This window comes from Aquabacterium humicola (assembly GCF_030167915.1).
Taxonomy (GTDB): domain Bacteria; phylum Pseudomonadota; class Gammaproteobacteria; order Burkholderiales; family Burkholderiaceae_C; genus Pseudaquabacterium; species Pseudaquabacterium humicola.
The window spans coordinates 1333256-1346879 of the sequence record NZ_JARGNB010000001.1 but is presented as its reverse complement, the minus strand read 5'-3'; the positions used below and the strand labels follow the sequence as shown (position 1 = coordinate 1346879).

Here is a 13624-nt window from a genome sequence, read left to right as displayed (position 1 = left end):
GGATCGCATGTCCGATCTGCACGCGCTGGTCCGCCGCTTCCCGCACGCCGGCCGGCTCGAGGCGATCGTGCTGCGGCCGGCGCGCGACGCCCCGGCCATCGAAGTCGATGCGGTGCAGGCGATCGCAGGCCGCGGCCTCGACGGCGACCGGCGCGCGCTGCGCGCGACCCGGTCGGCAGACGGCGCCAAGCGCGAGGTCACGCTGATCCAGGCCGAGCACCTGCCGCTGATCGCCGCGTGGTCCGGCCTGGCGGTGATCGATCCCCTGCAGCTGCGGCGCAACCTCGTGGTGTCGGGCCTGAACCTGCTGGCCGCGCGCTCGCCGTTCGCGCGTGCCGCCGCCGCACCGCTGGTGCTGCGCATCGGCGATGCGGTGCGGCTGGAACTCACCGGGCCGTGCGACCCGTGCTCGCGCATGGAAGCCGCGCTCGGTCCCGGCGGCTACAACGCGATGCGCGGGCACGGCGGCATGACGGCGCGCATCCTCGCGGGCGGCTGGCTGCGGGTAGGGGACGCGGTGCGCGTCGAGGCCGTGTCGGACGCCGGGCCGGGCACCTGAGCACGGCGCCTGGTCCAGAATGACCGCTCCCTGCCGAGGAGCGCGACGATGCAAGCCGCCTGCTACGAACGAACCGGCGCCGCGCGCGACGTGCTGCGCGTCGTCGAGCTGCCCGAGCCGATCCCCGGGCCCGGCGAGGTGCGCGTGCGCCTGCACTGCTCGGGCGTCAACCCGTCGGACGTCAAGTCGCGCGCCGGCCTGCGCAGCAGCGTGCTGCCGTTCCCGCGCATCGTGCCGCACAGCGACGGCGCCGGCGTGATCGACGCGGTCGGCGAGGGTGTGCCGGCCTCGCGCATCGGCGAGCGCGTGTGGGTGTGGAACGGCGCCTGGGGCCGCGCCGACGGCACGGCGGCCGAATGCATCGCGCTGCCGGCGCGCCAGGCGGTGCCGCTGCCCGAAGGCACGCCGATGGAGGCCGGCGCCTGCTTCGGCATTCCGGCGCTGACGGCCTTGCACGCGGTGCAGGGCTTCGGTGGCGTGGAGGGCCGCTCGGTGCTGGTCGCCGGCGGCGCCGGCGCGGTCGGCCATTACGCGGTGCAGTTCGCGAAGCGGCTCGGCGCGCGCCAGGTGCTGGCCACGGTCAGCAGCGCGCAGAAGGCGGCGATCGTGCGCGACGCCGGCGCCGATGCGGCGATCGACTACCGCAGCGAGAACGTCGCCGAGCGCGTGCGCGCGTTGACCGACGGCGCGGGCGTCGACCGGGTGATCGAGGTCGACGTCGCGGCCAACGGCGCGCTCGATGCCGAGCTGCTGCGCCCGGGTGGGCAACTGGTGGTCTACGGCAGCGGCGCGCGCGAGTTCAGCCTGCCGTTCTTCCCGCTGATCGCGCGCAACCTGAACCTGCACTTCTTCATCGTCTACAACCTGGCCGATGCCGACCGCGCCGCGGCCGAGGCGACGCTGCAGCGGCTGCTGATCGAAGGGCGGCTGAGCCACCGCATCGCGGAGCGGCTGCCGCTGTCACGCATCGCCGAGGCGCACGAGCTGGTCGAGTCCGGCCGCGTGGTCGGCAACGTGGTGCTGACGCTGGCCTGATTCATCCTCGGGAACCCCAATGTCCAAAGTACGCGTCCACACCTTCACGCTGTCGGCCGACGGCTACGGAGCCGGCCCCGATCAGAGCCTGCAGGCGCCGCTGGGCGTCGGCGGCGAACGCCTGCACGGCTGGATGATCGCGACCCGCACCTTCGCGAAGATGTTCGGCCGCGACGACGGCGCCACCGGCCTCGACGACGCCATCACCGCGCGCGGCTTTCAGAACATCGGCGCGTGGATCCTCGGCCGAAACATGTTCGGCCCGGTACGCGGCCCCTGGCCCGACGAGCAGTGGAAGGGCTGGTGGGGCGACGAGCCGCCGTACCACGGGCCGGTGTTCGTGCTGACGCACCATGCGCGCGCGCCGATCGAGATGCAGGGCGGCACGGTCTTCCACTTCGTCACCGACGGCATCGAGGCGGCGCTGTCGCGCGCCAGGGCCGCGGCCGCGGGTCGCGACGTGCGCCTGGGCGGCGGCGTCTCGACGATCCGCCAGTACCTGCAGGCCGGCCTCGTCGATCAGATGCACCTGGCGATCTCGCCGGTGCTGCTGGGCCGCGGCGAATCGCTGCTGGCCGGGCTGGACCTGCCGGCGCTGGGTTACGACATCGCCGAGCAGGCGGTCGGCGAGGGCGGCGCGCAGCACCTCGTGGTCGCGAAGCGCGGCACGCCTGCGCCCGCCTGGCTCAAGCCACCAGCACCTTGACGTCCGGGTAGCCCATCAGCCGCAGCACGTAGTAGGCCATCGCCGCTTCGCCGGGGTTGTCGGCGATGCAGACGATCTCGGCGTAGCGCGGCACGCCGGCCTTGCTGAGCAGCGACCACAGGTCCTTGGCCGCCTTCGGCGTGCCGTCGGCATTCACCAGCTCGCGCGCCGGCAGGTGCACCAGCTTCGCGCCGGCCGGCGCCTGGGCCGGTGCCTGCGCGCCGGCGGCGAGCATCACGCGCGGGTAGGCGTTCCTGGCCGGCGCGGGCAGCTCGCGCAGCACCACGCCGTCGCGCGCTCGCTCGGGGTAGGCGGTCGGCGGGATCGACACGTCCAGCGGCGACTTCTTCGGGCCCACGGCGGTGGGTTCCTTGGTGATCTCGCCGCCGCGCAGTCCCCACTCGTCGACCGAGTCCATCAGGATCGAGGCCTTCTGGCCCAGGCGCTCGAAGGCCAGGAAGGCCAGTGCCGAGTGTTCGTTGAGGCCGCCGTCGGAGACGATCACCGCCTCGTGCGTCGCATCGACGCCGGCGGGGCCGAGCAGCTTCGCCAGCTGGGCGGGCTCGCCGAGGTGGCGCCGGAAGTGCTCGGACGGCACGCTCAGCGAGAAGGGCACGTGGCCCCGGCCGTAGCGCTCGGCCGCGCGCACGTCGACGATGCTCACCTTCGTGGCGGCGTACATGCGCAGCATGCGGCTGCTCCAGCCGGTCAGCCAGCCGGTGTCGCGCTGGAGCATCGGCGCGTCGTAGGTCCAGAACGGCAGGGTGCGTTCGTCCTGCAGCCATTCCAGCTGCGATTCCTTGTACAGCCGCACGTCGGGATAACCGGCGATGTATTTCAGCGCGAAGAAGGGCACGGTCGCCGCGACGCCGCCGCCGCAATGCGCATGCACCTGCTGCTCGCGCTGGATGCCGAAGTAAGCGGCCATGCGCGAGATCTCCTCCGGCGACTTGAAGGTCTTGTCGGCGTTGAAGAAGTCACCGCTGGGCATCATGATCGCGTTCGGCACGTGGCCGGCGCGGTTGAAGAACTTGGCTTCGCCGAAGTGGTAGTTCGGCTCCAGCGCCTCGACCAGCGCGTGGCGCCTGGTATCGCCCGAGGCGTTGAGGAACTCCGGCAGCCGCGAGCGCAGCTCGTCCCTCGGCGTCGCGGTCACGCGGAAGCTGCCGCGGGCCGGCGCGGGCGTCGGCTCCTTGGTCACCGGCTTGCCGGCTTCGGTCCACTTCGCCATGCCGCCGTCGAGCACGAACACGCGCTCGGCCGGGAAGCCCTGGTAGACGAGGTCGAAGAACAGGCGCGTCGCGAGGTAGGCGGCGCCCTGGTCGACCAGCACGATGCGCTTGTCGGTGCCGACACCCCAGGACTGGAAGTGCGCCTCGACCTCGGCCGGCGTGCGCTCGCGGCCGCCGAAGGCGAACACGTCGACGTTCACCGCGCCCGCGATGTGGCGGGCGGCGTGCATCGGCTGCGGCTGCGCGTCGAGCACCAGCACGTCGCCGGCGGCGAGCGCCTGCTCGAGCCAGGCGACGTTGACGAGCGGGCCGGCGACGCGGGGGGCGGCCGCGGCCGCGGTGGTCGTGGCGTGGGTGCCCAGCGGGAGCAGCGCCGCGCCGGCGGCGGCGAGCACGACGGACAGCAGCGATCGGCGAAGGGATGCGGTCATGGGGTTCCTCCTGGTGCCCCCACTGTCTCGCCGCCGACGCCAAGTGGCCACCGGCGGCAGACGACCTGCATAGCCGCGGGGTCCGGGCGCGCACGATGGCGACGAACGACGACCGCGCCAGGTCGGTTACAAATCGGCGATGAACGACGACACCCTTATCGCGCCATCGACGCCCCGGTACGAGATCCGGCGCCTGCCCCGCAGCGACTGGTCCGCGCTGGCACCCTTCATCCATCGGCACAACCGCGTCGACGGCGGCGTGCGCTGCCTGCATGCGGAGCAGGGCGACACGGTCGGGCAGCACGCGCAGGAGCTCGCCGACCTGGCCGCCGGGCCGCAGGACGAAGCGGCCTTCTGGGCCGTGCACGAGGCGGCCAGCGGGGCGGCCGGAGAGGCGGCCGGCGAGGTGGCCGGCGAGGTGGCCGCGATGATCGGCTGCGTGATGGACCCGGCGCTGCGCCGTGCGTGGCTGCGCGGTCCGCTGCTGGCGCAGGCCGGCGACCCGGCGCTCGCGCGGCGGCTCGTCGAGCGCCTGCAGGCCGAGCTGGCACCGGCGATCCACTGCTTCGACGCCTTCCCCGCCGAAGCCGACGAGCCGCTGAACCAGCTCTACCGCGAAGCCGGCTTCCGCCCGATGGGCGTGTACCGCGTGATGCAGGCGGACCTCGCCGAGGGGCCACCGGCGCACGGCGCCGCGGGTGGCGCCCTCGCGCGGGCGGCGACGGTGGCGGACCTGCCGCCGCTGCTGGCCCTGCACCATGCGCTGTTCCGCTCGAGCTACCTGAAGGACAGCGATTTCGAGGCCGCGCTGGCGGCCGAGGATCGCCGCATGCTCGTGGCCGTGGTGGACGGGCGCATCGCCGGCTACCTGCATGCGAAGGACGACCCGGCCGAGGACGAGGTCTACGTCGACTACCTCGGCGTCGACGAGGGCCTGCGCGGCCGCGGCCTCGGTGGTGCGCTGCTGCGCGAGGCGATCGCCTGGGGCCGTGGGCTCGGCCGCCGCAAGGCGTCGTTGACGGTGCGCGAGGACCGTCCGGTCGCGTTGCGGCTGTACGAGCGGGCGGGCTTCCGGCAACTCCGCGCCGGCATGCACTGGCGCAGCGGCGCGGACTGATCGCCGACCCGTCGGCGAAGCCGCCTTTCGGCGGATGCGGGATCGCCCGGAGCGCGGGCGCGGGCGTGGGGCGTCACAATCCCTGGCTAGAAAGCGCTTTCATCGCTGGCGTGGGCGCTGCGTTCCGACACCGATGAACCCGTCGACCTCCCGTGCCGTCACCGCGGTCGCGCTCGCCCTGACCGCCGGTCTCGCGGCCCTGCTGGTGCAGGCGACGCCCGCCGCGGCGCGCACCGACCCCTCCCGCCCGATGTTGATCCACACCACCGCCCGCGACATGCCCGGCCGCTTCGTGCGCAGCGATGCGCCCGCTGCGACGCCGGCTGGCCAGCCGTTCGAGAACGAGGTCGCGGTGATCGTCGACCGCACGCGCCGCCATCAGACGCTGCTGGGCATCGGCGGTGCGATCACCGATGCGTCGGCCGAGGTGTTCGCGACGCTCGCACCGGCGCAGCAGGCCGCGCTGCTGCAGGCCTACTTCGACCCGCAGCACGGCATCGGCTACACGCTGCTGCGCACCACCATCCACAGCTCGGACTTCAGCCCGGCGAGCTACACCTACGTCGCCGACGGCGATGCCAGCCTGCAAAGCTTCGACATCGCGCCCGACCGGCGGCATCGCCTGCCGATGATCCGCGCCGCGATCAAGGCCGCCGGCGGCGCGCTGACCACCTACCTGAGCCCTTGGAGTGCGCCCGCGTGGATGAAGGACAACGGCAGCCTGCTGCAGGGCGGACGCCTGCTGCCCGAGCACGCAGCCACCTGGGCGCGCTACATCGCAAAGACCGTGGCCGCCTACGAAGCCGAAGGCGTGCCGGTGTGGGGCCTGACGGTGCAGAACGAGCCGATGGCGAAGCAGCGCTGGGAGTCGATGCTCTACAGCGCCGAGCAGGAGCGCGACTTCATCAAGCAGCACCTGGGGCCCACGCTGCACGCGGCCGGCTTCGGCGCGAAGAAGCTGATCGCCTGGGACCACAACCGCGACCTGATCGTGCACCGCGCGAACGTGATCCTCTCGGACCCCGAGGCGGCGAAGTACGTCTGGGGCCTCGGCTTCCACTGGTACGAGACCTGGGCCGGCGGCGAGCCGATGCACCGCAACGTGGCCGCGGTGCACGCCGCGTGGCCCGACGTCCAGCTGCTGGGGACCGAAGCGACGGTCGAGCGCTTCGATCCGGCGCAGATCCACTCGTGGGCGAACGCCGAGCGCTACGCGCGGCAGATCATCGAGGACTTCAATGCCGGCGCCGTCGGCTGGACCGACTGGAACATCCTGCTCGACGAGCGCGGCGGCCCGAACCATGTCGGCAACTTCTGCTTCGCGCCGGTGCATGCCGACGGGCGCAGCGGCGAGCTGGTGTTCACGCCGAGCTTCGCGGCGCTGGGCCACTTCTCGAAGTTCGTGCGGCCGGACGCACGGCGGGTCGACGCGACGTCGACGCGCAGCACGCTGCTGACGACCGCCTTCGAGAACGCCGACGGCCGGCTCGCGGTGGTGGTGATGAACGGCGGCGATGCCGCGGTGGACTACCTGCTGCAGGTGGGCCCGCAGCAGCGTGCGCTGCGCATCCCGGCGCGCGCGCTGCAGACGATCACCGAATGAGCCGCCGGGCGGTTCAGGTGCTCTGCCGCACCACCAGCTCGTAGCCCAGGTCGACGCAGGGCGAGGGCACCGCGTCGCCGCGCATCAGCGCGAGCAGCATGCGCGCGGCCTCGATGCCGATCTGCGCGCGCGGCGTGCGCACGGTGGTCAGCGGCGGCAGCATCTGGTCGCTGCCGGTCAGGTCGTTGAAGCCGGCGATGGCGATGCGTTGCGGCACCGGGATGCCCAGCTTCAGGGCGGTGAGCAGCGCGCCGTGCGCGAGGTCGTCGTTGTTGAAGAAGATCGCCTCGATCGGCGGTGTCTGCGCCGCGATCTGCTCGAACATCGTGCCGCCGAGCGCGATCGACGACGGCGCGGGGTTCAACCATTCGAGCGTCGGCGTGTACAGGCCCGCGTCGCGCATCGTGCGCCGCCAGCCTTCCAGGCGCTGCATCGTGCGCGGGTCCAGCTGCGCGGCGGCGAAGGCGATGCGGCGGCGGCCGCGCTCGAGCAGGTGGCGCGTCAGCGCGGCCGCCGCGTCGGACTGCGAGAAGCCGACGCTGTAGACGTCCGGCGCGTCGACGGTCTCCATCAGGTGCACGCAGGGCACGCCGCTGCCGCGGATCAGCGCGCGCGTCGCTTCGTTGCGGTCGACGCCGGTCACCAGCAGCCCGGCGGGCCGGTGCTGCAGCTGTTCACGCAGCAGCTGTTCCTCCTCGGCCGGGTCGTAGTGGGTGACGCCGATCAGCGTCTGGTAGCCCGCCGGCCGCAGCGTGCGCTGCACGCCTTCCATCACGTCGACGAAGAGCGCGTTCGACAGCATCGGCACCAGCAGCGCGACGTGCGTGCCGTGGCGCGAGGCCAGCGCGCGGGCTGCGGGGTCGGGCACGTAGCCCAGGCGCTGCGCGGCGGCCTTCACCCGGTCGACCAGCGCGGGATCGACGGCGCGTTCGCCGCGCAAGGCGCGCGACACGGTGATCGGGCTGACGCCGGCGAGCGCGGCGACGTCGGCCAGCGTGACGCGGCCGGTGGCGCGGGAGCGGGCAGGGCTCGGTGGGCTGGGTGGGGGCATCGCTAGCGTGCAGTATGACGCGCCGGTGACGCGGCTCGTTCGGACAGCGATGTCCGATGCGCTGTCGTGCGTCTCAGAAGCGGCGCTACAGCAGGTTTCCGCAAGTACGGGTTTACCACGACTGCAATCAGGATAGCGCTATCCTAAAGTTCGACGAACGCCGGCAGCCGCAGGCGCCCCCCGCGCAGCATCCGCTCGCCGCCCCCTTCGCTCGAACCCCGCAGGAGATCCCATGACCGTTTCCCGATTCGCGACCACCCGCCGCCGCGCTCTGTTCGGCGCCGCGGCGCTCGGCCTGGCAGCGCTGTCCGCGCCGGCCGCATGGGCCCAGGCCGCCTACCCGAGCAAGCCGGTCACGCTGCTGGTGGGCTTCCCGCCGGGCGGGCAGACCGACTTCGCCGCGCGCGTGCAGCTGGCCTCGCTGCAGACCGCGCTCGGCCAGCCGGTGATCATCGACAACAAGGCCGGCGTGAACGGCAACCTCGCCGCGGTCGACGTGATGAAGGCGCCGGCCGACGGCTACCGGCTGCTGGTCGGCAACGGCTCGATGACCATCGCCGCGCACGTCTACACGACGCTGGGCATCGTCGATCCGCGGCAGCTGACGCCGATCGGCGTGATGCTGCAGTCGGCGCTGGTGCTGGCGGTGCCGGCCACGTCGCCGATCAAGACCTATGCCGAGTTCGCTGCGCTGGTGCGCAACAAGAGCAGCAACGGCAACGGCATCGACTACGGCACCGGCGGCATCGGCGCGCTGCCACACGTGACGATGGAGCTGCTGCGCGAGCGCCTGGGCAATCCGAAGATGAACCACGTGCCGTACAAGGGCAGCAGTCCGGCGATGACCGACCTGATCGCCGGCCGGCTCGACGCGATGTTCGACGCCACGTCGGTGATCGCGCCCTTCATCAAGTCCGGCCAGCTGCGGCCGCTGCTGGTCACCAGCGACAAGCGCGTGCCGGCCTTCCCGGACGTGCCGACCGCCGCCGAAGCCGGGCTGAAGGACTTCAACATCATCTCGTTCATCGGCCTCTATGGCCCGCCGAACCTGCCCGCCGACGTCGTCAAGAAGGCCAACACCGCGCTCAACGCGTCGCTGAAGGACCCGACGGTCGTCAAGGGCATCCTCGACCGCGGCGACGAGCCGGGCGGCGGCACCGCCGAGCACCTGGGCAACCTGACGCGCAGCCAGTTCAAGACCTGGGGCGACGTCGTGAAGGCCAACAGCATCAAGGCAGATTGAGCGCATGGCGCACGCTTACTTCGAGCGTCATCGGCCATGACATCGCTGGTGGTGATGGGCGTCTCCGGCTGCGGCAAGTCGCGCGTCGGCGCGGCGATCGCCCAGCGGTTGGGCCTGCCGTTGGTCGAGGGCGACGAGTTCCATTCGGCGGCCAACCGGCAGCGCATGCGCGAGGGCATCGCGCTGACCGATGCCGATCGCGCCGACTGGCTGGACCGCCTCGGCGCGGAGCTCGCGCGGCGGCCGGGCGGCGCGGTGCTGACCTGCTCGGCGCTGAAGGCGAGCTACCGCGACCGGCTGCGCGCCGCGTCGCCGGACCTGCGCTTCGCGTGGCTGGACCTCGACCGGACAGCGGCCCAAGCGCGCGTCGCGCAGCGCGCCGAACACTTCTTCCCGGCCGGCCTGGTCGCGACGCAGTTCGACGCGCTCGAGCCGCCGGCGGGCGAGCCCGGCGTGCTGCGGCTCGATGCGCTGCTGCCGCCCGACGAGATCGCCGAGCGCGTGACGCGCTGGATCGGCGACTGATCGAGGTCGCCATGCCCTGACGCGGCCGGCAGCGCTGCGGGTTTGTACGCGTGTACAACACATTTGTACAAGCGTTCAATTCGTGTCATGCCCACGCGCCGAGCCGCCGCCACCTCGCCAGAAGCCCGCCCGGATCGCAAGCTCGCGATCCTGCTGGCGGCCGAGCGGCTGTTCGCGCAGCACGGCTACGACGCGGTGACGATCCGCCAGGTGGCCGAAGAAGCCGGCGTGCCGCTGGCGCTGGTCGGCTACTACCACGGCCAGAAGCACGAGCTGTTCGAGGCCGTCTTCGGCCAGTGGCGCGGCACCATCGACGAACGCCTCGCCGGCCTGGCCGAGGCGATGGCCGCGCCGAAGCCCGAGCGCCTCGCGCGCATCGTCGATGCCTTCCTGCTGCCGGTGCTGCGCCTGCGCGCCAGCACCGAAGGCGAGTTCTACGCCCGCATGGTGGCGCGCGAGCTGCTGCACCAGCGCGGCCACACCGACCGCGTGATGCGCGAGATCTTCGATCCGCTGGCCGAGGCCTTCATCGACGCGCTGCATGCCACCTTGCCGCACGCCAGCCGCGGCGAGGTCGCATGGTGCTACCAGTTCATGCTGGGCGCGCTGCTGCACCACATCAGCGACGACCGCGTCGAGCGCCTGTCGCACGGCGAGAACCGCTCGGCCGACCCCGCCGCCGCGCCGCTGCTGATGCGCTTCGTGCTCGGCGGCCTGCAGGCCGCGCTGCCGGCGCCGGCCCCCCGATCCTCTTCCAAGACCAACGCCCGGAGACCCGCATGAAACGTCGAGACCTCCTGACCGCCGCCTCGGCGGCTGCCGCCGCGGCCGCCGCACCCGCCGTGCTCGCGCAGCCGACACCGCGCATCGTCTTCGGCTACACCGCGGTCACCGACTTCGCGTCGGTGTTCGTCGCTGCCGAGGAGGGCCTGTTCAGGAAACGCCAGCTCGATATCGAGCTGAAGTTCATTCCGCTGAACTCGACCATCCCCGCCGCGGTGCAGGCCGATTCGCTGCAGATCGGCGGGCCGACGCCCAGCGTCTTCCTGCAGTCGGTCGACGGCGGGCTCGACCACGTGGTGCTGGGCGGCGGCGGCGTCACGTCGAAGTCGATCACCGGCTTCGGCCTCGTCGCGCGGGCCGGCAGCGGCATCCGCTCGGCGCCCGACTGCCTCGGCAAGAAGATCGGCGTGCCGGGGCTCGGCGCCTTCCTGCACGTCACCTTCCGCGCCTGGCTGAAGTCCCAGGGTGTCGACTACCGCAAGGTCAACTTCGTCGAGGCCGCCTTCCCGCAGCACGGCGACCTGATGCGCGGCGGCACGCTGGACGCCGTGGTCAGCGCGGACCCGTTCATGAGCCGCATCACCGATTCCGGCGTCGGCTACGTCGCGTCCTACTACTCGACCTTCCTGCCCGAAGGCCAGCCGACCATCCTGTACACCGCCAGGCGCGAGTGGGTGGACAAGAACGCCGCCGGCGCGCGCGCCTTCCAGCAGGCGGTGCAGGAGGCCGCGGCCTTCATCACGAAGCCGGCGAACAACGACAAGGTGCGCGCCGCGATCGGCAAGTACATCAAGCTGCCGCCCGAGGTGCTGGCCAAGGCGCAGATCTCGCCGCCGGGGCCGGTCATCACCGAGAAGCAGCTGGCCTACTGGGTCGGGCTGATGAAGGACCAGGAGATGCTGAAGACCACGCCCGATCCGTCGAAGCTGATCTTCAAGTGATGCGCCCGGACGCGGAACGATGAAGCCGATGCTCGCCGCCGTGCCCAGCGGTCCCTCGACGCGGGTCCAGGACCAGCTGCTGGACTTCGACGGCGTCGCGATCCACCTCGGCGGCCGCGAGATCCTGTCGCCGACGAGCCTGGCCGTCGGCCGCGGCGAGTTCGTCTGCATCATCGGCCCCTCGGGCTGCGGCAAGACCACGCTGCTGCGCGCCGCCGCCGGTTTCATGGCGCCCAGCGCCGGCGCGGTGCGGCGCCACGGGCAGGTGGTGGCGGGCCCGTCGCGCGAGGTGGCCTTCGTCTTCCAGGACTACGGCCGCGCGCTGCTGCCCTGGCGCACCGTCGAGGGCAATGTCGCGCTGGCGCTCGAAGCGGCGGGCGTGCCGGCGGCCGAGCGGCCCGCGCGCATCGCCGAGGTGCTGGCGACGGTGAACCTGGCCGCGCACGCGAAGAAGTTTCCGGCGCAGCTGTCCGGCGGCATGCAGCAGCGGGTGCAGATCGCGCGCTGCCTCGCGCAATCGCCCGAGCTGATGATGATGGACGAGCCCTTCGGCGCGCTCGATGCGATGACGCGCGAGGGGCTGCAGGACGAGCTGTCGCGGCTGGTGCGCGCCAGCGGGCTGACGGTGCTGTTCGTCACCCACGACCTCGAGGAGGCGATCTACCTCGGCGACCGCGTGATCGCGCTGCGTTCGAACCCGACGCCCGAGCAGCCGAGCCTCGCCGCGGTGATCGACGTCGGCATCCCGCGGCCGCGCGACCAGCTGTCGACGAAGGAACATCCCGAGTTCCTGCGGCTGCGGCGCGAGCTGTACCGCTTCCTGGGGCACCCCGCATGAAGGTGTTGCGCGCGCTGGCGGTGCCGGCAGTGCTTCTGCTGGCGTTCGAGCTCTACGCGCGCCAGGTCGGCGCGCAGAGCGACGCGATCGCCCCGCCCAGTGCGGCGCTGCGGGCCTTCGGCCGCGCGCTGGCCGATGGCTCCCTGTGGCAGGCCACCGCGTTCACGCTCGGCGCCACGGCGCTGGGGCTGCTGATCGGCGCCGCCGGCGGCGTGCTGCTGGGCATCGTGCTGGGCCTCGTGCCGCGCGCGGCGCGCGCGAGCTTCCTGTCGATCGAGGTGCTGCGGCCGGTGCCTTCGGTCGCGCTGATCCCGCTGGCGATGCTGGTGTTCGGCTTCGGGCTGACGATGGAAGTGAGCGTCATCGCCTTCGCCACCTTCTGGCCGATGCTGGTGCTGGCGCAGGCGGCGGCGCGGCAGATCGAGCCGCGGCTGCTGGAAGTCGCCGCCGCGCTGCAGCTGTCGCCGGTGTCGCGGCTGACGCAGATCGTGATCCCGGCGATGCTGCCGCGGCTGTTCGTCGCGCTGCGGCTCGGCGTGGCGATCGCGCTGGTCGTCGCGGTGACGGTGGAGATCGCCGCCAATCCGCACGGCATGGGCTACGCGATCATGATCGCGCAGCAGAGCCTCGACCCGGCGCTGATGCTGGCCTGGCTGTTCTGGACCGGCGTGGTCGGTTATGCGATCAACGCCGGCGCGCTGGCGCTGCAGCATGCGGCGACACGGCGCATGGGGGCGCTCGCATGAAGCGCGGGCCGTCCCGCCTCGCGGCCGCCGTCGCCCGGTCCACCGAGTCGCTCGCCCTCTTCGCCGCGCTGCTGGCGCTGTGGTGGTTCGCGAGCCATGGCGGCTGGATCAGCCGCGTCTTCCTGCCAACGCCGGAAGCCACCGCCGCGAGCCTGGCTGCCGGGCTCGACCCGGACCGCGGCGGCGAGCTGCTGAACTTCAGCGCGATGACGGTGCAGCGCATGCTGCTCGGCTGGCTGCTGGCCTCGCTGGTCGGCATCGCGCTCGGCGCGCTGATCGGCATGTCGTCGGCGGCGCGGACCTGGCTGCTGCCGACGCTGGAGTTCCTGCGGCCGCTGCCGGCCTCGGCGCTGATGCCGCTGGCGATCTCGCTGTGGGGCCTGAGCGGCGGCATGGTGCTGGCCGTCGTCGCCTTCGGCGCGGCCTGGCCGGTGCTGCTGGCGACGATCCACGGCTTCGCCAGCGTCGAGCCGCGGCTGCGCGAGGTGAGCGCGGCGCTGCAGCTGTCCCGCCTGGCGTTCATCGGCAAGGTCGCGCTGCCGGCCACGCTGCCCGACATCCTGGCCGGCATGCGGCTGTCGATGACGGTGTCGCTGATCGTCGCGGTGGTCGGCGAGATGATCGCCTCGCAGCCCGGCCTCGGCCAGGCCATCCTGCTGGCCGCCCGCGCCTTCCGTGCCAGCGAGCTCTTCGCCGGCATCGTGCTGCTGGGCGTGCTGGGCTTCGCCAGCAATGCGCTGCTGGCGCTGGCCGAACGCCGCCTGCTGCGCTGGCAGCGACCGTGAGGCGAACCGAACGTGCCAACCCCTGAAGT

The 13624-nt window shown here is 72.4% G+C and carries 14 protein-coding genes; 12 read left to right on the top strand and 2 right to left on the bottom strand.

Going from position 1 to position 13624, the window contains the following annotated elements:
• Window positions 1-7: 7 nt before the first annotated feature.
• From P1K89_RS05995 to P1K89_RS05985, 3 genes are read left to right on the top strand one after another with little or no spacing between them, the layout of a single operon-like run.
• Window positions 8-559 carry an MOSC domain-containing protein gene (locus P1K89_RS05995; RefSeq protein ID WP_284615468.1) on the top strand — a complete coding sequence of 184 codons (552 nt, stop codon included), beginning with the start codon at window positions 8-10 and terminating at the stop codon, window positions 557-559.
• 48 nt (window positions 560-607) lie between these two features.
• On the top strand, window positions 608-1594 hold the full coding sequence (locus tag P1K89_RS05990; protein WP_284615467.1) for an NADPH:quinone reductase: 987 nt from the start codon (window positions 608-610) through the stop codon (window positions 1592-1594).
• A 19-nt stretch (window positions 1595-1613) separates the two neighbouring features.
• Entirely contained in the window at window positions 1614-2300 is a 687-nt protein-coding gene (locus tag P1K89_RS05985) for a dihydrofolate reductase family protein (protein ID WP_284615466.1), read from the top strand.
• Here P1K89_RS05985 and P1K89_RS05980 read toward each other — a convergent pair.
• Window positions 2281-3963, bottom strand: a complete 1683-nt coding sequence (locus P1K89_RS05980) for a rhodanese-like domain-containing protein (RefSeq protein ID WP_284615465.1) — start codon at window positions 3961-3963, stop codon at window positions 2281-2283. The genes P1K89_RS05985 and P1K89_RS05980 overlap by 20 nt on opposite strands.
• Window positions 3964-4102: 139 nt before the next feature.
• Between P1K89_RS05980 and P1K89_RS05975 the strand changes: the two genes are divergently transcribed.
• Together P1K89_RS05975 and P1K89_RS05970 are read left to right on the top strand one after the other, a co-directional pair.
• Window positions 4103-5080, top strand: coding sequence for a GNAT family N-acetyltransferase (locus P1K89_RS05975; RefSeq protein ID WP_284615464.1), 978 nt, complete (start codon window positions 4103-4105; stop codon window positions 5078-5080).
• 133 nt (window positions 5081-5213) lie between these two features.
• Window positions 5214-6683, top strand: a complete 1470-nt coding sequence (locus tag P1K89_RS05970; RefSeq protein ID WP_284615463.1) for a glycoside hydrolase family 30 protein — start codon at window positions 5214-5216, stop codon at window positions 6681-6683.
• A gap of 13 nt (window positions 6684-6696) precedes the next feature.
• On the opposite strand, the gene gntR is transcribed toward P1K89_RS05970, so the two are convergent.
• Entirely contained in the window at window positions 6697-7734 is a 1038-nt protein-coding gene (gene gntR / locus P1K89_RS05965; RefSeq protein WP_284615462.1) for an HTH-type transcriptional regulator GntR, read from the bottom strand.
• Between the two features lie 232 nt (window positions 7735-7966).
• Here gntR and P1K89_RS05960 point away from each other — a divergent pair, with 232 nt between their 5' ends.
• The 7 genes from P1K89_RS05960 (at window position 7967) to P1K89_RS05930 (ending at window position 13595) form a co-directional block, all read left to right on the top strand.
• Entirely contained in the window at window positions 7967-8977 is a 1011-nt protein-coding gene (locus P1K89_RS05960) for a Bug family tripartite tricarboxylate transporter substrate binding protein (RefSeq protein ID WP_284615461.1), read from the top strand.
• A gap of 36 nt (window positions 8978-9013) precedes the next feature.
• Window positions 9014-9502 (top strand): gluconokinase, encoded by a 489-nt coding sequence (locus P1K89_RS05955; protein ID WP_284615460.1) that lies wholly within the window; start codon window positions 9014-9016, stop codon window positions 9500-9502.
• An 87-nt stretch (window positions 9503-9589) separates the two neighbouring features.
• Entirely contained in the window at window positions 9590-10285 is a 696-nt protein-coding gene (locus tag P1K89_RS05950) for a TetR/AcrR family transcriptional regulator (RefSeq protein WP_284615459.1), read from the top strand.
• On the top strand, window positions 10282-11226 hold the full coding sequence (locus tag P1K89_RS05945) for an ABC transporter substrate-binding protein (protein WP_284615458.1): 945 nt from the start codon (window positions 10282-10284) through the stop codon (window positions 11224-11226). Before P1K89_RS05950 ends, P1K89_RS05945 begins: the two co-directional genes overlap by 4 nt.
• Window positions 11227-11254: 28 nt before the next feature.
• Window positions 11255-12064: an ABC transporter ATP-binding protein gene (locus P1K89_RS05940; RefSeq protein ID WP_284616319.1), complete on the top strand. Its 810-nt coding sequence runs from the start codon at window positions 11255-11257 to the stop codon at window positions 12062-12064.
• Complete coding sequence (locus P1K89_RS05935; RefSeq protein WP_284615457.1) at window positions 12061-12810, top strand: ABC transporter permease; 750 nt, start codon at window positions 12061-12063, stop codon at window positions 12808-12810. Before P1K89_RS05940 ends, P1K89_RS05935 begins: the two co-directional genes overlap by 4 nt.
• Window positions 12807-13595, top strand: a complete 789-nt coding sequence (locus P1K89_RS05930; RefSeq protein ID WP_284615456.1) for an ABC transporter permease — start codon at window positions 12807-12809, stop codon at window positions 13593-13595. The genes P1K89_RS05935 and P1K89_RS05930 overlap by 4 nt, the downstream gene beginning before the upstream one ends.
• Window positions 13596-13624: the final 29 nt, after the last annotated feature.